At 62.3% G+C, this 17,013-nt stretch carries 20 protein-coding genes; 8 read left to right on the top strand and 12 right to left on the bottom strand.

Going from position 1 to position 17,013, the window contains the following annotated elements; translation table 11 throughout:
- The first annotated feature begins 29 nt into the window (after positions 1 to 29).
- Positions 30 to 422, top strand: a complete 393-nt coding sequence (locus ACFQ6H_RS08655; RefSeq protein WP_378645427.1) for a VOC family protein — start codon at positions 30 to 32, stop codon at positions 420 to 422.
- 72 nt (positions 423 to 494) lie between these two features.
- Here ACFQ6H_RS08655 and ACFQ6H_RS08660 read toward each other — a convergent pair whose 3' ends face one another.
- The 5 genes from ACFQ6H_RS08660 to ACFQ6H_RS08680 form a co-directional block, all read right to left on the bottom strand.
- Positions 495 to 1,523 (bottom strand): alpha/beta hydrolase, encoded by a 1,029-nt coding sequence (locus ACFQ6H_RS08660; protein WP_378637076.1) that lies wholly within the window; start codon positions 1,521 to 1,523, stop codon positions 495 to 497.
- Positions 1,524 to 1,673: 150 nt separating this feature from the next.
- A complete protein-coding gene (locus ACFQ6H_RS08665) occupies positions 1,674 to 2,012 on the bottom strand; it encodes a DUF3349 domain-containing protein (RefSeq protein WP_378538868.1) in 339 nt (112 codons plus the stop codon).
- Positions 2,013 to 2,023: 11 nt separating this feature from the next.
- Complete coding sequence (locus tag ACFQ6H_RS08670; protein WP_020908123.1) at positions 2,024 to 2,350, bottom strand: DUF3349 domain-containing protein; 327 nt, start codon at positions 2,348 to 2,350, stop codon at positions 2,024 to 2,026.
- Between the two features lie 34 nt (positions 2,351 to 2,384).
- Positions 2,385 to 2,666 (bottom strand): hypothetical protein, encoded by a 282-nt coding sequence (locus tag ACFQ6H_RS08675; RefSeq protein WP_003941641.1) that lies wholly within the window; start codon positions 2,664 to 2,666, stop codon positions 2,385 to 2,387.
- A 14-nt stretch (positions 2,667 to 2,680) separates the two neighbouring features.
- A complete protein-coding gene (locus ACFQ6H_RS08680; RefSeq protein ID WP_378645430.1) occupies positions 2,681 to 3,868 on the bottom strand; it encodes an anion permease in 1,188 nt (395 codons plus the stop codon).
- A 331-nt stretch (positions 3,869 to 4,199) separates the two neighbouring features.
- On the opposite strand from ACFQ6H_RS08680, the gene ACFQ6H_RS08685 reads away from it, so the two are divergent.
- The 3 genes from ACFQ6H_RS08685 to ACFQ6H_RS08695 all read left to right on the top strand — a co-directional run bounded on the left by ACFQ6H_RS08685 (position 4,200) and on the right by ACFQ6H_RS08695 (position 5,484).
- Positions 4,200 to 4,358 carry a hypothetical protein gene (locus ACFQ6H_RS08685; protein WP_378645433.1) on the top strand — a complete coding sequence of 53 codons (159 nt, stop codon included), beginning with the start codon at positions 4,200 to 4,202 and terminating at the stop codon, positions 4,356 to 4,358.
- Positions 4,359 to 4,454: 96 nt separating this feature from the next.
- Positions 4,455 to 4,913: a DUF5994 family protein gene (locus ACFQ6H_RS08690; RefSeq protein WP_378645436.1), complete on the top strand. Its 459-nt coding sequence runs from the start codon at positions 4,455 to 4,457 to the stop codon at positions 4,911 to 4,913.
- 319 nt (positions 4,914 to 5,232) lie between these two features.
- Positions 5,233 to 5,484: a hypothetical protein gene (locus tag ACFQ6H_RS08695; protein WP_378645438.1), complete on the top strand. Its 252-nt coding sequence runs from the start codon at positions 5,233 to 5,235 to the stop codon at positions 5,482 to 5,484.
- A gap of 42 nt (positions 5,485 to 5,526) precedes the next feature.
- Here the strand turns inward: ACFQ6H_RS08695 and ACFQ6H_RS08700 are convergent, their stop codons facing one another.
- On the bottom strand, positions 5,527 to 6,468 hold the full coding sequence (locus ACFQ6H_RS08700) for an alpha/beta fold hydrolase (protein WP_378645441.1): 942 nt from the start codon (positions 6,466 to 6,468) through the stop codon (positions 5,527 to 5,529).
- 110 nt (positions 6,469 to 6,578) lie between these two features.
- On the opposite strand from ACFQ6H_RS08700, the gene ACFQ6H_RS08705 reads away from it, so the two are divergent.
- Together ACFQ6H_RS08705 and ACFQ6H_RS08710 are read left to right on the top strand one after the other, a co-directional pair.
- Complete coding sequence (locus tag ACFQ6H_RS08705) at positions 6,579 to 7,544, top strand: helix-turn-helix transcriptional regulator (protein ID WP_378645443.1); 966 nt, start codon at positions 6,579 to 6,581, stop codon at positions 7,542 to 7,544.
- 118 nt (positions 7,545 to 7,662) lie between these two features.
- Complete coding sequence (locus ACFQ6H_RS08710; RefSeq protein ID WP_378645446.1) at positions 7,663 to 8,283, top strand: YdeI family protein; 621 nt, start codon at positions 7,663 to 7,665, stop codon at positions 8,281 to 8,283.
- A 329-nt stretch (positions 8,284 to 8,612) separates the two neighbouring features.
- Here ACFQ6H_RS08710 and glnA read toward each other — a convergent pair whose 3' ends face one another.
- Complete coding sequence (gene glnA, locus ACFQ6H_RS08715; RefSeq protein WP_003941609.1) at positions 8,613 to 10,049, bottom strand: type I glutamate--ammonia ligase; 1,437 nt, start codon at positions 10,047 to 10,049, stop codon at positions 8,613 to 8,615.
- A gap of 213 nt (positions 10,050 to 10,262) precedes the next feature.
- Here glnA and ACFQ6H_RS08720 point away from each other — a divergent pair, with 213 nt between their 5' ends.
- The gene (locus ACFQ6H_RS08720; RefSeq protein ID WP_172932084.1) at positions 10,263 to 10,736 is read left to right on the top strand and encodes an RDD family protein; all 474 of its coding nucleotides are present in this window, start codon (positions 10,263 to 10,265) and stop codon (positions 10,734 to 10,736) included.
- Between the two features lie 72 nt (positions 10,737 to 10,808).
- Here the strand turns inward: ACFQ6H_RS08720 and ACFQ6H_RS08725 are convergent, their stop codons facing one another.
- The 5 genes from ACFQ6H_RS08725 to sucB form a co-directional block, all read right to left on the bottom strand.
- Positions 10,809 to 11,564: a DUF4191 domain-containing protein gene (locus ACFQ6H_RS08725; RefSeq protein WP_003941625.1), complete on the bottom strand. Its 756-nt coding sequence runs from the start codon at positions 11,562 to 11,564 to the stop codon at positions 10,809 to 10,811.
- Between the two features lie 76 nt (positions 11,565 to 11,640).
- Positions 11,641 to 12,651 carry a lipoyl synthase gene (lipA, locus tag ACFQ6H_RS08730; RefSeq protein WP_378447986.1) on the bottom strand — a complete coding sequence of 337 codons (1,011 nt, stop codon included), beginning with the start codon at positions 12,649 to 12,651 and terminating at the stop codon, positions 11,641 to 11,643.
- A 51-nt stretch (positions 12,652 to 12,702) separates the two neighbouring features.
- A complete protein-coding gene (gene lipB, locus ACFQ6H_RS08735; RefSeq protein ID WP_378645448.1) occupies positions 12,703 to 13,464 on the bottom strand; it encodes a lipoyl(octanoyl) transferase LipB in 762 nt (253 codons plus the stop codon).
- A 29-nt stretch (positions 13,465 to 13,493) separates the two neighbouring features.
- On the bottom strand, positions 13,494 to 14,381 hold the full coding sequence (locus ACFQ6H_RS08740) for a TIGR01777 family oxidoreductase (RefSeq protein ID WP_378645451.1): 888 nt from the start codon (positions 14,379 to 14,381) through the stop codon (positions 13,494 to 13,496).
- 120 nt (positions 14,382 to 14,501) lie between these two features.
- The gene (gene sucB, locus ACFQ6H_RS08745; RefSeq protein ID WP_378645454.1) at positions 14,502 to 16,244 is read right to left on the bottom strand and encodes a 2-oxoglutarate dehydrogenase, E2 component, dihydrolipoamide succinyltransferase; all 1,743 of its coding nucleotides are present in this window, start codon (positions 16,242 to 16,244) and stop codon (positions 14,502 to 14,504) included.
- 364 nt (positions 16,245 to 16,608) lie between these two features.
- Between sucB and ACFQ6H_RS08750 the strand changes: the two genes are divergently transcribed.
- Positions 16,609 to 16,959, top strand: a complete 351-nt coding sequence (locus ACFQ6H_RS08750) for a hypothetical protein (protein ID WP_003941713.1) — start codon at positions 16,609 to 16,611, stop codon at positions 16,957 to 16,959.
- The last annotated feature ends 54 nt before the right edge of the window (positions 16,960 to 17,013 follow it).

Below are 17,013 nucleotides of genomic sequence, written 5' to 3' on the forward strand. Positions count from 1 at the left end.
ACTTCTCGACCCGAAACAGGAGAAATACCGTGTCCGTCTCTCCGAGACTCGATCTCGTCGGAATCGTCACCAACGATCTCGCTCGTTCCCTCGCGTTCTACCGAACCCTCGGGCTCGACATTCCGGAAACACCCGCGGATGCTCCCCATGTGGAGTTCACGTTCGACAGTGGGCTTCGGCTGGCGTGGGACGCGCTGTCCACCATCGCAAGCTTCGATCCTGACTTCGCTGTCGGGGAGGGGCGACACCCTGTCGCTTTGGCATTCGATTTCGGCACACCTGATGCCGTAGACGAGGCGTATCAGCGCATCACAGCCGACTTCCCCGGACACAAGGCGCCGTTCGATGCCGTGTGGGGGCAGCGTTACGCCGTTCTTCTCGATCCCGACGGCAATACCGTGGATCTCTTTGCCGCGCTCTGATTTCGAACGACGCAGGCCTCGACCGATTGTCGGTCGAGGCCTGCGGTTGTCGGTGATCGAGTAGTTGTCAGTTCACCAAGCGTTGAGGGTGTCGAGGATCTGGCCTCGGGCCTTCCACAGTTCTGCACCCCAGTACGGCCACGAATGAGTGCCGTTGGCCGGGAAGCTGTACGTTGCCGGAATTCCCAGGGAGTTCATGCGCAGTTGGAATGCCCGTGAGTTCATCAGGGCAAGGGCCTCGAGCCCGATGGCACTACCGGTATTCACGAAGTCGACGGGCCGACGCGGTTGATCGAACTGCCCGGGCAGGCCGCTCGCGGCGGAGATGTACAGGGAGAGCCCAGCCAACTCGGGTGCAAACACGAAGGGGTCGTTGCGGAGCCAAGCGGGGTTCCACGGCGGTCCCCACATGGCATCGACATTGAAGGACCCTGCGCTGACCATGGCCACGCGGATTGCTTCACGCATGCCTGGAGCCGAGATGTTGAGGTATCCCGAGAGCGATCCGGCGAACTTGAACTGATCGCGGTGATAGGCGGCGAGCGTCAGTGCCGCGCTGCCACCCATGGACAATCCGAGCACACCGTTGTTGGTTCGGGAGACTCCGCGCGATTCCAGATAGGCGGGAAGTTCCTGGGTGAGGAAGGTTTCCCATTTGTACGTGACCGGTTGGCGATTCAAATTGCTGTTCGCATACCAGTCGGAGTAAAAGCTGGACTGCCCGCCGACCGGCATGACCAGGGTGACGTTGTCGCCGCGAAACTGTTCGAGAGCGTTGGTCTCGAAACTCCATGCGTTTCGGTCGTCGCGTGCACGCAAACCGTCGAGAAGGTAGAGAGCCGCGTTGCCGCCGCGCGAAGCCCACTGGATCTGGACCTTGATCGGGCCCATCGAGGAGTCGACGAATACGTCCTCGTAACCACCGGCCGGGGCGGTGCGAGCAGGTGCCGCGCTTGCTACTGATCCGCTGATCAGGCCTGCGGTCAGGGGGAGCGCGAGTGCTGTCGCTGCGAGGCCGAGGATCCGACGCTTGATTCGTTTCGAAATTCGCTTCTTCGAAGAATCTCGGTTGTTTGCAAGATCCGTGCGTACCTCGTGCATAAATCACTCCCGCCCCAACGGTGCTTGCACACCGAAATCCGACCGAGCCCCCCGAGGCACGGAATTCCTGATGACACTAAGTGGTCTGTATTGGCGCCGACGGCTCCGTTATCGGTTCGTTATCAAACTGGTCCGATTTACGAAGTGCCGTCAGGAGTCGTCTACCGGAGGTTGAGCGTCGATTTTCCAACCTCCACGAATCAGATGTTCCCGTACCCGAGCGACATCCGATTCGTGCGGCATGTCGTCGGTGACTTTGGTGATGAGGACGCCGATGTCGATCGGATCGACCGGAATCGGAAAGTCGATCGGATCGACAGGGACCGGAAACTCGGCGACGAGATCGTCGGCAAGAACGGCGATCTCTGCGTCGGACAACTGCCGCCGGAGCAGGGCCATCAAAGGGACGTAGTCCTGCTCCGGCACACCGTTCGGATACCCGGCACGCAGCCAGCCGAGTATCGAAGCCAGAAGTGGTGGAAGGCTCAACGAAGCGAGCTTCAGTCGTTATCGAGATCAGCGAGTGGCCACCCGGCGGCAGCCAGGACCGAGGCAACGCGCGCGATGTCCTCGTCCGAGGGCGTCTGGCTCGTCAGATCTGCGATCTGAGCGCTGATCTCGTCGCTCGAGATCACCTGGTCGCTGTTGACGTCGCTCAGTTCTGCGAGTGCAGCGCCGATGGCAATGTCTCGAATTTGCGCGTCCGAGAGCTTGCGTCGTAGCAATGCGACCAGCGGAATGCGGTCCTTGGGCGGTATGCCTTCGGGGTAGCCGGCGCGAAGCCATTCCAGAATGGATTGAGGAAGGGATGGAGTCGGTGCAGTCACGGTGATGTCTTTCCGCTCGTGAGGTCGCACGGGATCAGAAGATCTCGATGCCGAATGTGTGGCTGAGGAAGCCCTGCATGATGAAGAGGATTCCGGTGACGATCGCGATGAGCACTACCGCGAAGCACACCACTGCGCCTGCCACGGCCAACGGACTGCGAGCCGCGACTGCAGTGCTCCCGCCCCCACTGCCACGTTGCCCGGCGTCGAGGGATTTCAGGCCGATCGCGAAGATTGCCGGGAGTCCGGCGCCCAGCAGGAGGCCGACCAGTACGACCTGCCAGAGCGAGTCGACGGTGTTTTTCAAGATATCCATGTCGATTCCCTCTTTCAGGCTTTGACGTCGGTGGTGACGCGGGCGTCCGGACCGGGGACCTCTGCGGGTACCAGGCCGCCGTCCCACTCGGCGTTGACGTTGCTCGGATCGATGGGCTCCTTGCGGGAGCGCACGTACATCCAGCCGGCCAACGCGATGAGCACGGCGAAGACGACCAGGACACCGGGTAGGCCGCCGACGATGTTGGCCAGTCCCCAGCACAGAGCGCCGACGATCGCAGCGGACGGGAGAGTGATCAACCAGGCGACCGCCATACGTCCGGCGACGCCCCAACGAACTTCGGCGCCCTTGCGTCCCAGACCGGTTCCCATGATGGAACCCGTCGCCACATGGGTGGTGGAGAGAGGAAGACCTAGGTGGCTGGACGTGAGAATGATTGCAGCAGAGGACGCTTCGGCTGCCATTCCCTGCGGTGCAGCGATCTCGACAAGTCCCTTGCCTAGTGTGCGGATAACTCGCCAACCACCGAGGTAGGTTCCGGCAGCGATCGCGAGCGCGCAGGTGAGCTTGACCCAGAACGGCATGTCCGCGTCGGCGGAAATGGTTCCGTGGGCGACTAGGGCGAGGAAGATGACGCCCATGGTCTTCTGAGCATCGTTGGTGCCGTGGGCGAGGGAAACGAGCGAAGCCGAACCGATCTGGCCGAGTCGGAAACCTTTGTCCTTGGTTTCCTCACCGACGTTGGAGGTGAGGCGGTAGATGAGCCAGGTTCCGGCCGCGGCAACCAAGCCGGCTACGACGGGGGCGAGAACTGCGGGGATGACAACCTTGCTGAGGACGCCGCTCCAGGCGACACCGCTCATTCCGAGAGATGCGATGGCGGCGCCGATCAGACCGCCGAACAGCGCATGCGAGGAACTCGAGGGGATACCGAGCAACCACGTTGCCAGGTTCCAGATGATGCCGCCGACAAGGCCGGCGAAGACGATGGTGAGCAGCGCTTGGCCACCCACATTTCCGAGGTTCACCACGCCCTTGGCCACGGTGGCAGCAACCTCTACCGAGAGGAAAGCTCCGACCAGGTTCAAGGAAGCAGACAGAGCGACTGCCACCTTGGGCTTGAGGGCTCCGGTTGCAATCGACGTGGCCATAGCGTTGCCAGTGTCATGAAAACCGTTGGTGAAGTCGAACCCCAGAGCGGTTACGACGACGACGAGGAGAACGATGAGTTCCGCATTCACGAGAAGTCATGTTCCAACATCGGCGGGCCGCAAATCGACCTGAGATGGGGTCGTTCCGCGACATTTCCACCACTCGGCACTTGTTGTTCATCTTCGTCCGGATAATTGTCCGTTTTGAAACTCCTGGGGTAGAGAAAATTCATTCGCGTGCATGGTCGTGGAGTTTGTGGAGGCATACGCCAATTGTCGGACGGACGTATTGGGTTCTGGACTTCCTCGAAATCGGGTAAGGCGAAGCGGCTGCGGAACAACACACGGGTTACCGTCGTGCCATGCAACAATCGCGGGAAGGTTGTCGACGGCACTTCGCCGGTCGCCGGGACCGCAGTTGGTGAGCGGTGGAGCAGAGTTCGACGAGATCCGCAGCAAAATCAAAGCGAAATACGGTGTGATGGTGCCTATTTCGAAGTTCTTCAACACTCTCGGTTACATCGGGAAGGGGCCGTTCCCGTATGGCGATACCGGCGTGATCATTTCCGTCGGTGCATAGTCGGCGTTGTGCACCGGAGTAGCCTGAAGGTATGGAACCCACGACCGGGCGCCTCTGCCTGGCGGTTCCACGAATCCTCCGTCAAGGAGCCTCGTCATGGCGCACATCAGCACTCTCGACTATGCAAGGGAAGCGCCGCAGCGCCATATCGGGCAACCTTTCCCTTCGCCGACGCGGACCCCGCGGTTCCTGCTTCGCGGGCAAGGTGCCGTCAAGGCACCTGTGGACGGCGCGTGGTTCCCGTGGACCACGAACGTCACGGCGGAGCTTCACGATCTGATATCCGCACTTTCGTTGCGGCTGGGGCCGATCGCGAGGGTTGCGTTCGACTGGAACACGATCAGTAGCGCGCAGCGACGTATCGACGAAGTCGACGGACTGGAAGTGCGGGGTCCGTACCCTGGCCAACCCCACGATTTGATGTATCTCGACGACATCTATGGTCGTCAACTCGTTCTGATGATGATTCCGCCGTACACGGATCCGGACCGCGCGTACGAGGTCATGCGGCGGTTGGTGGATCCTTGCCGCAGCGAAATTTATCGGGTGCAGTGAGATCTTTCTGAAGGGCGGAGTCGAATTCTTCGAATCCTGAACATGTGTCCAGTTTGTCTGATTTGATGGTTCTCGTAACCACAGACCCAGGCGCATTCCTTCCGGTCAGCGCTTGGGCGCGGCAGCTTGACTCCCTGCCGTGTCGTCGGTCCGGCATGTCCACCGCCCTCCCGCTGTGTGTGAGCGCCGGACCGAAGGAAGCCCCACCCTCCCCACGGGGGTGGGGATTCCTCCCTGTTCGGGCTGAACTGCGTTCGCATCGCCGAGTCCGCCGGGTTGTTCGGCAGTTCGGGACGCACCGGTCCGTAGCATCGCCACTGTGAACATTTCCCTACTCGGTGCAGCTGGGCTTCAGGACTGCGCCGACAGTGGAATGGACTGCATGGACGGATTCGGGGCATTGGTTCTTCTGTACGGCGGCGGATTCATTCTCGCCTCGATATGGATTTCCCTGTGCCTTGTCGGAACGGCCGATGTGATCATCGCCGGGTTGAGTGCATGGCTTGCTTACCGACGCTCTCGTCAAATCTCGAAAAAGGCCGGTCCGGATCCAGCCCCCTACTGGACCTGAATGAGACTGACATTTTCACTGAGACCGCACGAAGCCCTGAAACTATGTGGCATCCTGCCGTTCCAGCCAGTTCAAGATCGCTTGGTTGGTCTCATCGGGTCTTTCTTGCTGGATCCAATGACCGCAGTCGAGATTGACTACTTCCACATTGGGCACGAACTCTGTCAGGTTCTCTGCCCTCGCGATCGCGTCACGGTCGCCGTAGATCATCAGTGCGGGCTGTTGGATGATCGGGTCCACCTCCGCCAGCAAATGCCAATTGCGGTCAAGGTTCCTGTACCAGTTCACACTGCCCGTGAATCCTGTCGATTCGAAGGAGGAGACGAAAACGGCCAGTGCGCTATCACTCATCAGAGGCTCACCGAGTGGCGTCTCTGCTCTGGCGAGATCGATCAGCGCCATACCCGGCTGAGGCTCCTGGAGGGGTTCGTCTTTCCGGTACAGGTTGCGGAGGAACCGGAAGGTGTTGTCTTCGAACACGGCGTCCGCGACGCCCGGCTGTCGATTGAAGTGAACGAAGTAGAAGTCACCGCCAAGCACGGCTTCCATGAACTCGATCCAGGGCTGCTCTCCGCGATCCTGGTAGGGCAGGCTCAGGTTGATCACTTTGTTTACCCGGTCCGGGTGCAACAGGGTCAGGCCCCACACGACAAAGGCGCCCCAATCGTGACCGACAAAGGTGGCATCTTCGTAGCCGTAGTGATCGAGCAGTGCGATGAGATCTCCCGCCAGATGTTCAATGTCATAGTCCGTCACTGCGGTCGGACGTGATGAGTTGCCGTAGCCGCGCTGGTTCGGGACGATGACGTGGTAGCCCGCCTCGACAAGGGCGGGCACCTGGTATCGCCAAGAATAGGCGTGCTCTGGCCATCCGTGACACAGCACGATGGGTTTCCCTGAATTGTGTTGCCCTGCTTCGAAGACTTCGAGTTCCACGCCGTTGACTGGGATAACGACGGGCCGAGGAAAGTCGGATGGATTCACGGATGCTCCTTCGAGTTGAGTACCGATCTTGTGTCTGGATCGACCGGTTGCTCCGACGATAGGGAGCATCGTGGACACATAATGTCCTAGATCACTGGCAATCTGAAGAAATGCGGAACGATCCCACAGGCAGAGCACTGCAACTGCTCTCGCTCCTTCAGACCCATCGTTTCTGGCATTGTGCCGAACTTGCCGTACGACTCGATGTCACGCAGCGGACGGTGCGCCGCGACATCGATCGCCTGCGCGACCTTGGCTATCCGGTTGATTCCACGTCCGGAAAATACGGGGGCTACCGACTTGCGACGGGGGCGCACGTGCCGCCCCTGATCCTCGACGATGACGAGTCCGTGGCGGTGGCCGTCGGATTGCGCTACGCCGCCGAGGCCGCCATCGGAGGCATCGAAGAAACGTCGCTGCGCGCGCTGACGAAGATCGAAACACTCTTGCCCCATCGACTACGCCGACGTGTGTCGGCACTGCATTCGAGCGTCAGTTCCATGCGGCGGGCAGATGACGACGACGTCGACCCCGAAGCACTCAGTGTGCTCGCTGCGGCATGTCGCGACCATGAGCACGTTCGCTTCGACTATCGGCGAGGTGATGGCGAGAGCAGCAGACGGCTCGTCGAGCCGCACCGCCTTGTCACGGCGGGACGTCGTTGGTATCTCGTAGCGTGGGACCACCATCGTGCGGACTGGCGAACATTTCGACTGGACCGGCTCTCGGAGCCCTGGCTGGCAGGCAGTCATTTCACGCCACGTGAGATCCCGGGCGGTGACGCGGCAGGCTTCGTCGCGAGATCAGTCGGCTCGCCGCCTCGTCACCACGATGCAAAACTCGCCATCGAAGCCACGTTCGCCGACCTCGAGGGCGTACTCAGATGGATTGACCACACACCGATCGAGGTGGCAGCGGACCGCTGCCTTGTCCAGATCCGCAGCGAAGATCTCGGCAGGCTCGCCATGACGGTTGCGCGCATTGCGCTCACCGCCCCAGTGGTGGTCATCGAACCAACCGAGCTCGCCGACACCGTCAGTCGGCTCGCCCGTCACCTCAGGGTCTCGCCACCATGACAGAAGAGGATTGCGCGACAAGACCATTCATGCCCGGACTGCCGCGGGGACGTGTTCCCTGCGCAGGCCCCTCGTCTACCGAGACACGTATCCGTTTCCCTCTGAGCTTGGAGAGTAAGTGACCGATTCGAAATCATCGCCACCGGCTTCCGTCCACCCCCCAACATGGAAGTTCGACTACCCGATCATTCACGCCGAGACTCGGGAACAGTGGCGAACCTGGTTGACGGACAATCACACGTCAGCCCGAGGTGTGTGGTTGTGCTCCTGGCGTACCACCACCAGCCGACCACGCTGCCCCTACCCTCAGGCCGTCGAGGAAGCCATCTGCTTTGGTTGGATCGATTCCACCAACACCATTTTCGACGAAGAGCGCAATTTGCAACTGTTCACGCCGCGTAGACGCAAGAGTTCCTGGACCCGACTCAACCGCGAACGCGCAGCCGAGATGGAGGCGCATGGCCTCATGACCGCTGCTGGTCGCCGTGCCATTGTCGCCGCGAAATCCACCGGTTGGTGGACGATTCTCGACCAAGTCGAAGACCTCGAGGAGCCAGTTGACTTGCAGGCGGCGCTGGACCGAGACCCGCAAGCTCGAAGCAACTGGGACAGTTTTCCGCCCAGCGCGCGCAAACAGATGTTGTGGTGGATCGTCAGCGCCGCTCGAGACGCAACACGGGTGGATCGAATCGCCCATATCGTCAACAGAGCGGCGATCGGTCAACGCGCCCGCGGCTGATCCGCGATTCGACCGCGTCCGGTATGAAGGCCGGTCATCATTTGCCCGAGAGGGTCTACATCGGCGCAGAATCCAGCCACAGACGTTCTCTGGGCTGGCGAGGTCGATATCTGGTTCTCGATCATCACACTCTGAGCCGGCGGCGAGCTTTTGTGCGCTCCTCAGAATCCTGTCCGTGCTCTTGCCACCTAACTCAGGGTCAAGCAAGTGGATTCCTCGACCACCGTGTGGCGGACACATTCGATCGGACCGAAACAAGTGCACCCGCCCCACAGACGCGGGACGGGTGCACTCGGTATTCGCAGGTCTGACTTACGTCAGGATGCGGATCACACGTCGTAGTAAAGCTCGAACTCGTACGGGTGCGGACGCAGGTTGACCGGAGCGATTTCCTGCTCACGCTTGAGCGAGATCCAGGTCTCGATCAGGTCGGTGGTGAAGACGCCACCCTCGGTCAGGTACTCGTGATCGGCTTCGAGGCGGTTGATGACCGTCTCGAGGCTGGTCGGAGCCTGCGGGATGTTGCGAGCCTCCTCCGGGGGAAGCTCGTAGAGGTCCTTGTCGACCGGAGCCATCGGCTCGATCTTGTTCTTGATGCCGTCCAGGCCGGCCATCATCTGTGCAGCGAAGTTGAGGTACGGGTTACCCGAGGAGTCGGGTGCGCGGAACTCGAGACGCTTTGCCTTCGGGTTGTTGCCCGTGATCGGGATACGGACAGCTGCCGAGCGGTTGCGCTGGCTGTACACGAGGTTGATGGGGGCTTCGTAGCCCGGCACCAGACGGTGGTACGAGTTGATGGTCGGGTTGGTGAAGGCCAACAGCGACGGAGCGTGGTGCAGGATACCGCCGATGTAGTGGCGAGCCATGTCCGAGAGGCCTGCGTAGCCGGACTCGTCGTGGAAGAGGGGCTTGCCGTCCTTCCACAGGGACTGGTGGACGTGCATGCCCGAGCCGTTGTCACCGAAGAGCGGCTTCGGCATGAAGGTTGCGGACTTGCCGTGCTGCCAGCAGGTGTTCTTGACGATGTACTTGAACAGCTGCAGGTCGTCGGCCGCTGCGAGCAGCGTGTTGAACTTGTAGTTGATCTCCTGCTGTCCGCCGGTGCCGACCTCGTGGTGGCCGCGCTCGAGCTCGAAGCCCGCGTTGGTCAGGTTGGTGGAGATCTCGTCGCGCAGGTCCACGTAGTGGTCGTACGGAGCGACGGGGAAGTAGCCACCCTTGGCGCGAACCTTGTAGCCGAGGTTCGGGGAGCCGTCGGCGTTGGTCTCTGCGCCGGTGTTCCAGGAACCGGAGATGGAATCCAGCTCGTAGAAAGCGGAGTTCATGCCGGAGTCGTAGCGAACCGAGTCGAAGATGTAGAACTCGGCCTCGGCGCCGAAGAATGCGGTGTCCGCGATGCCGGTGCTGACCAAGTACTCCTCGGCCTTGCGGGCAACGTTGCGCGGGTCGCGGCTGTAGGACTCACGGGTGAACGGGTCGTGCACGAAGAAGTTGATGTTGAGGGTCTTCGCCTTGCGGAAGGGATCGATCTGCGCCGTGGTGACGTCGGGAAGCAACATCATGTCGGACTCGTGGATCGACTGGAATCCGCGGACCGAAGATCCGTCGAATGCGAGGCCGTCCTCGAACACGTCCTGGTTGAAAGCAGACGCCGGGATCGAGAAGTGCTGCTGGACGCCGGGCAGGTCGCTGAACCGAATGTCGACGTACTCGATGTTCTCGTCCGCGATGTACTTGATGACCTCTTCGGCCGTGGTGAACGCCACGCTTGTGCTCCTTAAGTCGCTTCAGCCAAGTGATGTCGGTTGAATCCGTCGAGGCAGACGGTAGGGAGCTGGTGTTGCCCGCTCGTCAACCCTTTGTTTCGGCAGTGTTACGCGTCGCAGCATCCTGGGGATTTCCGAAGTCCATGTGACCGGCCACACAGTTAAAACCCGGCAAATCTGGACTACGGTGCTGCGACGCCTATCCTGGACAGCATGGCACGAATCACCGGAACTTGGCTCTCTGGGCCTGAAGCAGCTTTGCCGAAGAATGCGGACGGTCGTGAGCAGTCTTATCGCGGCGAGTTTCTCGGCTTCCCCCAGGAGGGCCCCGGATCTCTGGTCGGTTCGGGCCGTCGTATCGCCGCACTGTTGGTGGATTGGGTTATGGCCGTGGGAGTGGCCTCGCTCATCACCGGCGACTTCTTCGACGGTATGACCTCCACGATCACGTTGATGGTGTGGTTCGCCGTCGGCGTCGTCACCGTGGCGCTGTTCAACTTCACACCGGGGCAATTCGTTCTCGGACTTCAGGTTGCGCGAATCGAAGGCCCGATCCGAGTGGGCTTCGTGCGCGCGCTCGGGCGTCAGGCACTTCTCGTGTTCGTGATTCCCGCGACGATCACCGACATCGACGGTCGCGGTATGCAGGACCGCGCGACCGGCACTTTGCTCGTGAAGTCGCGCTGACACCAACTTCTCGAACGAAGAAAGACCCGGGTCCCTATGGGCCCGGGTCTTTCGTTTTGCAGTGGGGGAGTGTCAGCGACGACGAATGGTTCGCTGCATGCCCTTCATCTTCGCGCCTCCGGGCATCGGACCCTTGGGAAGCGCTGCTCCGCCGCCGCGTGCGCTGAGCGCAGCGAGTCGGCCTTCGATGTTGTCCATGCGCTTGGTGTCGATGTTGCGCGGCAGCTTGTTCAGGTAACGCTGGAGCTGCGAAAGCGGAACCTGGCCTTCGTCGTTTCCGATGATGATGTCGTAGATCGGGGTGTCACCGATGAGGCGCGCAGTCTTCTTCTTCTCCTGCGCGAGGAGGCCCTTGACGCGTTGCGGCGAGCCCTCTGCGACGAGGATGACACCCGGTCGTCCGACGACGCGGTGAACGGCGTCTAGCTGGGTGGTGCCGGCGACGGCGTTCGTGACGCGCCACGCCCCCTGCATGTTGTCGAGTGCCCACGCGGCGGCGCCGGCCTGGCCCTCAGCCTTCTTGTACACCGATTTCTGGACGCGGCGACCGAAGATGATGAAGGCGCCGAGGAGGCCGAGAACGATGCCGATCGGCAGCAGGAACCACTGAAGGCCCCAGATGAGACCGACCAGGAAGAAGACCAGAGCCGCACCCACCAGGGTGCCGATCATCAGCGGCAGAAGGAGCTTGTCGTCCTTGCGCTGCATCTGGAACGCCTGCCAGAGCTGAGTTCTGCGTTCCTTGGAAGCCTGCTTGCGGGCAGCCTTCGCTGCAGCCTTTGCCTCTTTGGTGGGTTTGCCCTTACCGGATTTGCTGCCGTTCGCCATGTACCCAGGATACGTCCATTGCTGTGCGCCTTTACTAACCGCCCGCGGTTAATAAAGGCGCACAGCAAAAAGTGGATCAGCGATTCAGGCGCGCCATGAGTGAGCTGGCTTCCTGGGAAGCGTCGCCGCCCTCGGTCAGATGACGCTGCGCCTCGGGAAGTTCACGGCCGTGATGTGCCATGGCCTGCGCATACAGGCGGCCGGCGCGGTACGACGAGCGAACCAACGGACCGGCCATGACGCCGGCGAAGCCCATCTCTTCTGCAGCCTTCGAGTGTGCGACGAACTCCTCGGGCTTGACCCACCGCTCGACGGGGTGGTGCCGAGGTGAGGGGCGCAGGTACTGGGTGATGGTGAGGATGTCGCAGCCGGCGGCGTGGAGATCTGCCATCGCCTCGGTGACTTCTTCCGGGGTTTCGCCCATGCCGAGGATCAGGTTGGACTTGGTGACCAGTCCGTACTCGCGTGCCGCAGTGATGACGTCGAGGCTGCGCTGGTACCGGAAAGCGGGACGGATCCGCTTGAAGATGCGGGGAACGGTCTCGAGGTTGTGTGCGAGCACCTCGGGACGTGAGGCGAAGACCTCGTCGAGCAGTTCCGGCTTGCCGTTGAAGTCGGGAACCAGGTTTTCGACGCCGGTGCCCGGGTTGAGTTCGTGGATCTTGCGGACGGTTTCGGCGTAGAGCCAGGCGCCGCCGTCCGGGAGGTCGTCGCGGGCGACGCCGGTGATCGTGGAGTACCGAAGTCCCATGGCCTGAACGCTTTCGGCGACGCGACGGGGCTCGTCGCGGTCGAGAGCCTCGGGCTTGCCGGTGTCGATCTGGCAGAAATCGCAGCGGCGTGTGCACTGCTCGCCGCCGATCAGGAAGGTGGCTTCGCGGTCTTCCCAGCATTCGTAGATGTTGGGGCAGCCCGCTTCCTCGCAGACGGTGTGCAAACCTTCACGCTTGACCAGGCCCTTGAGCTCCGAGTATTCGGGGCCCATCTTTGCTCGGGTCTTGATCCAGTTGGGTTTGCGTTCGATGGGCGTCTCCGCGTTTCGGATCTCGAGACGGAGCAGCTTACGTCCTTCTGGGGCGATAGTCACGACAGTGATCCTACGCCCGGTGATTACTGCAACGGGGTTCGGGCGAGCCCGTCAGCTGTACTGAACGGTAGTAAAAGTCGGAGTAGGCGAGGCGCTTTCGAAGGTGACGCGCTCGACGTTGCATTCGGTGACGGGCATGGTTCCGTCGAGAGCAGCGATCACGGCCATGGTGACGGCGGGAGTGACCTCGTCCACGGTGACGTCGCGACCGAGTTCGTGTGACAGCGTCGTCACCCCCGCGTCACGGATTCCGCAGGGAATGATGTTGTCGAATCCGGTCAGGACCGAATTGCAGTTCAGGGCGAAACCGTGCAGCGCGACACCACGTTGAACGCGAACGCCGATGGCTGACACCTTGCGTTCGGGCTTCCATTGCCCGTTGGCGAGTTCGGCAGGCAGCCAGACGCCCGAGCGGCCGTCGATCCGCCCGCAGTTCAGGCCGAGGTCCGTGCACACCGTGATCAGCGCTTCCTCGATGCGTCGTACGTATCGCACCACGTCGATGGGCTCGGCCAACTTCACGATCGGATACCCGACCAGTTGACCGGGGCCGTGCCAGGTGATCTTGCCGCCGCGGTCGACATCGATGACCGGTGTGCCGTCGACAGGTCGATCGTCCGGTTCCGTGCGTCGCCCAGCCGTGTACACCGGGGGATGTTCGAGGAGGAGGAGCGTGTCTGATCCGATGTCGTCTGCCCGCGTTGCCGCGAGCTCACGCTGACGGTCCCACGCGGCGTTGTAGTCGATCGATCCGAGTTGCTCGACGGCGATCGGCAGTTTCGAGAACCGGGCGGAGACGGCAGCGCTGCTCATGGAAGTAGAGATTACGCCCGACTTCGGACTCAACCCAGTGCGGCCGCCAGCGCTTCGCCGATCGTGTTGTGGCGGAAGGAGAATCCCGCCTTTTCCAAAGCTGCGGGAATGGCGCGCTGGCCACCGAGGATGCCGCTCTTGGCGAATTCTCCGATCAAGGCTTCGAGGGCGAACCCGGGCACGATCCACGGCGCCGGGCGGTGAACTGCGCGGGACATGGCGTCGTTGAACTGGGCGTTGGTGACAGGCGCCGGACCGGTCAGGTTGACGGGACCGAAGAGTTCGGGATTGGTGAGCGCGAACTTGATCGCGTCGCACTCGTCCTCGAGTGAGATCCACGGAAAGTACTGACGACCGTTGCCCAGTCGCCCACCGAGGCCGAACGAATAGATCCGCCGAAGTCGACCGAGCATGCCGCCGTGGGGTGAAATCACGACGCCCGAGCGCAGATTGACGACGCGAGCACCCGCCCTGCGCGCGGGCTCGGTGGCAAGCTCCCAGTCTCGACACGTCGTGGCGAGAAAGTCGGTGCCTGCCGGCGAATCCTCGTCGACGATCTTGTCGCCGGTGTCGCCGTAATAGCCGACGGCGCTGGCGTTGGCGAGGACGGGAACATTCTGGCTCGCGACAGCTTCGGCCAAGACATCGGTGGCAACTATGCGGCTGTCACGGATCGCTTGCTTGTAGGAACCCGACCACCGTTTGTCGCCGATGCCGACACCACAGAGGTTCACGACGGCGTCAGCGCCTTGCAGGACGGAGAGGTCCAGACGGTCGTGGTCCGGGTCCCAACGCGATTCGTCGGGTCCAGCGGTCGACCGTCGCACCAGACGTACCACGTCGTGGTTGTCGGAGCGCAACGATGACACCAAGGCCGTTCCGATCAAACCGGACGAGCCGGCGATGACTACTCGCATTCGGAAAGCCTCCTTCGATTCAGCCTGCTTCGATATCCGAACGTATATCTCCGACCGTACTGAAAAAGCCGGGGCGCCACCTCCTGATGGAGATGACGCCCCGGCTGGAAGAGCAGTTGCTTACAGGCCCAGATCAGCTTCGAACGAGGCTTCTTCCAACCGCTGCTTCACGGTGGTGAGGAATCGGCCGGCGTCGGCGCCGTCGACGAGACGGTGATCGTAGGTCAGCGGCAAGTAGATCATCGAACGAACGCCGATGGACTCGTTGCCGTTCTCGTCGGTGACCACCATCGGACGCTTGACAATAGCGCCGGTTCCGAGCATGGCCGCCTGCGGCGGTACCAGGATCGGGGTGTCGAACAGCGCGCCCTGGCTGCCGATGTTGGTGATGGTGAAGGTGCCACCCGAGAGCTCGTCCGGCTTCAGGCCACCCGAGCGTGCACGCTTGGCGATGTCGGCGATGGCGCGGGCCAAGCCGGCCAGGCCGAGATCACCGGCGTTGTGGATGACGGGGGAGAGCAAGCCCTGATCGGTGTCCACTGCGATGCCGAGGTGCTCGGCGTCGTAGTAGGTGATCTGCTTGGCAGCTTCGTCGTAGCTGGCGTTGATGTTCGGGTGCGACTTCAGTGCCTCGACGACTGCCTTGGCGAAGAACGGGAGGAACGTCAGGTTGACGCCTTCGCGCTCGATGAAGCCGGCCTTGGCGCGGGCCCGCAGGGCGACGATCTTGGTGACGTCCACCTCGAAGGTCTGCGTGAGCTGAGCGGTGTTCTGCAGCGACTCGCGCGTCTTGGTGGCCGTGATCTGCCGAATACGGTTGGCCTTCTGCGTGGTTCCGCGCAGGTGTGCCAGTTCTGGTCGGACGCCTGCAGCTGCGGAGGCAGCCGGTGCGGCTGCGGGAGCTGCAGCAGCAGGAGCAGGAGCAGCTGCAGCGGGTGCCTTCTTGGCCTCCGCAGCGGCGAGCACATCCTGCTTGCGGATGCGGCCGCCGACGCCGGTGCCGGTGACGGTCGCGAGGTCGACGCCGTTGTCCGTTGCGAGCTTGCGCACGAGCGGGGTGACGTACGGGCTGCTGTCACCCGAAGCTGCGGGTGCAGCCGCCGGTGCGGGAGCCGCAGCGGGCTTCGGTGCGGGTGCGGCCGGTGCGGCGGCAGGCTTGGGTGCTTCAGCCTTCGGGGCCTCTGCCTTGGGAGCGGGCGGTGCTGCGGGCGCGGCGGGAGCAGCCTTGGGTGCCGGAGCCGCGGCGGGTGCGCCGGATCCGACGACGGCCAGCTGGCCACCGATCTCGACGGTGTCGTCTTCCTGCGCATTGATCTCGAGCAGGATTCCGGCGACGGGCGACGGGATTTCGGTGTCGACCTTGTCGGTCGAGACTTCGAGCAGCGCCTCGTCGACGGCAACCTCGTCGCCGACGGCCTTGAGCCAGCGGGTGACGGTGCCTTCGGTGACGGACTCGCCGAGGGCGGGCATCGTCACGGCAGTACCTTCAGCGGAACCGCCGGAAGCAGCGGGTGCCTCGGCGGCGGGAGCTTCCTCGACGGGAGCTTCGGCAGCCGGAGCTTCCTCGGCGGGAGCTTCTTCTGCGGCCGGGGCGGGTGCCTCTGCCGCGGGAGCTGCGGCTTCGCCGGCTTCACCGATCTGGGCGAGCTCGCCACCGATTTCCACGGTGTCGTCTTCCTGCGCGACGATCTTGGTCAGGACGCCGGCGACGGGAGACGGAATCTCGGTGTCGACCTTGTCCGTGGAGACTTCGAGCAAGGGTTCGTCGACTTCGACCGTGTCTCCTTCCTGCTTGAGCCACCGTGTGACAGTTCCCTCGGTGACGCTCTCACCTAGGGCTGGCATCTGGACGGAGAAGGCCATGTCTTTTGACTCCTCGACAGTTGTGTTCGGGTTGTTGAATTTTGTCGACTTGTGGTCGTAATGCATTGTGCTCGAGTGGCGCGCGACGTGCGGCTACTTGTAGCTATTTTGCCGATGTCGACGCGCGGACGCGGCGTCACCGTCGTTCATCTTTCCATTGATACGCCGGGCGTGTCCGATGAGGGGGATGCCGTCCGTTTCGGGTGTGTCGGCTACTGGTGAGTAGGTATGCGTCGGGGGTCCGGCTGTAACGTCGTAAGCGGACCAAACGGTATGTCGTGCGCAGGCAGAACGGACATCGCCTGGCAAACTTGACATATCGCCGGGGTGCATCCGCGGCGTCGGTACCGAGGAGAGTACGACCGTGGGACTGTTCGATCGTTTCAAGCGTCCGCCGAGTGCGGCTCAGGCCGCAGCGCAAAGTGATGCGGATCATCTGGCGAACTGGGCGCACTCACACGAAGGCGTCGAGGCGTACGTGGAACCTCAGACGACGGTGACCGAGGTGACCGTCGTCCTCGTCGCGAAGGACGGGGAGTGGACTCGTCGTCGTGTCGGCGGCGAACGCGGCGCCCGCAAATTGGGACAGGACTTGAAGATCCCGGTCTACGACGTGCGAAAAACGGGATATCCGCAGCGTATGCGTGATCACGACGAGCGTAAGCGAATCGAACGCAAGCGTGCCCGCGAGCAGGAATTGCGCGACGGCGCCTGAACTGCTGTGCGCCTTTATTAACCGCGGGGGGTTAATAAAGGCGCACAGCAAGGG

Source organism: Rhodococcus sp. NPDC056506 (assembly GCF_042794945.1).
In the GTDB taxonomy this organism is placed as follows: Bacteria; Actinomycetota; Actinomycetes; order Mycobacteriales; family Mycobacteriaceae; genus Rhodococcus_F.

Coding starts and splice junctions, on each gene's coding strand:
- ACFQ6H_RS08660 (WP_378637076.1), bottom strand. CDS start 1,523: ATGCACGAGGTACGCACGGATCTTGCAAACAACCGAGATTCTTCGAAG.
- ACFQ6H_RS08675 (WP_003941641.1), bottom strand. CDS start 2,666: ATGGATATCTTGAAAAACACCGTCGACTCGCTCTGGCAGGTCGTACTG.
- ACFQ6H_RS08690 (WP_378645436.1), top strand. CDS start 4,455: ATGGCGCACATCAGCACTCTCGACTATGCAAGGGAAGCGCCGCAGCGC.
- ACFQ6H_RS08705 (WP_378645443.1), top strand. CDS start 6,579: ATGCGGAACGATCCCACAGGCAGAGCACTGCAACTGCTCTCGCTCCTT.
- ACFQ6H_RS08720 (WP_172932084.1), top strand. CDS start 10,263: ATGGCACGAATCACCGGAACTTGGCTCTCTGGGCCTGAAGCAGCTTTG.
- ACFQ6H_RS08725 (WP_003941625.1), bottom strand. CDS start 11,564: ATGGCGAACGGCAGCAAATCCGGTAAGGGCAAACCCACCAAAGAGGCA.
- lipB (WP_378645448.1), bottom strand. CDS start 13,464: ATGAGCAGCGCTGCCGTCTCCGCCCGGTTCTCGAAACTGCCGATCGCC.
- ACFQ6H_RS08740 (WP_378645451.1), bottom strand. CDS start 14,381: ATGCGAGTAGTCATCGCCGGCTCGTCCGGTTTGATCGGAACGGCCTTG.
- sucB (WP_378645454.1), bottom strand. CDS start 16,244: ATGGCCTTCTCCGTCCAGATGCCAGCCCTAGGTGAGAGCGTCACCGAG.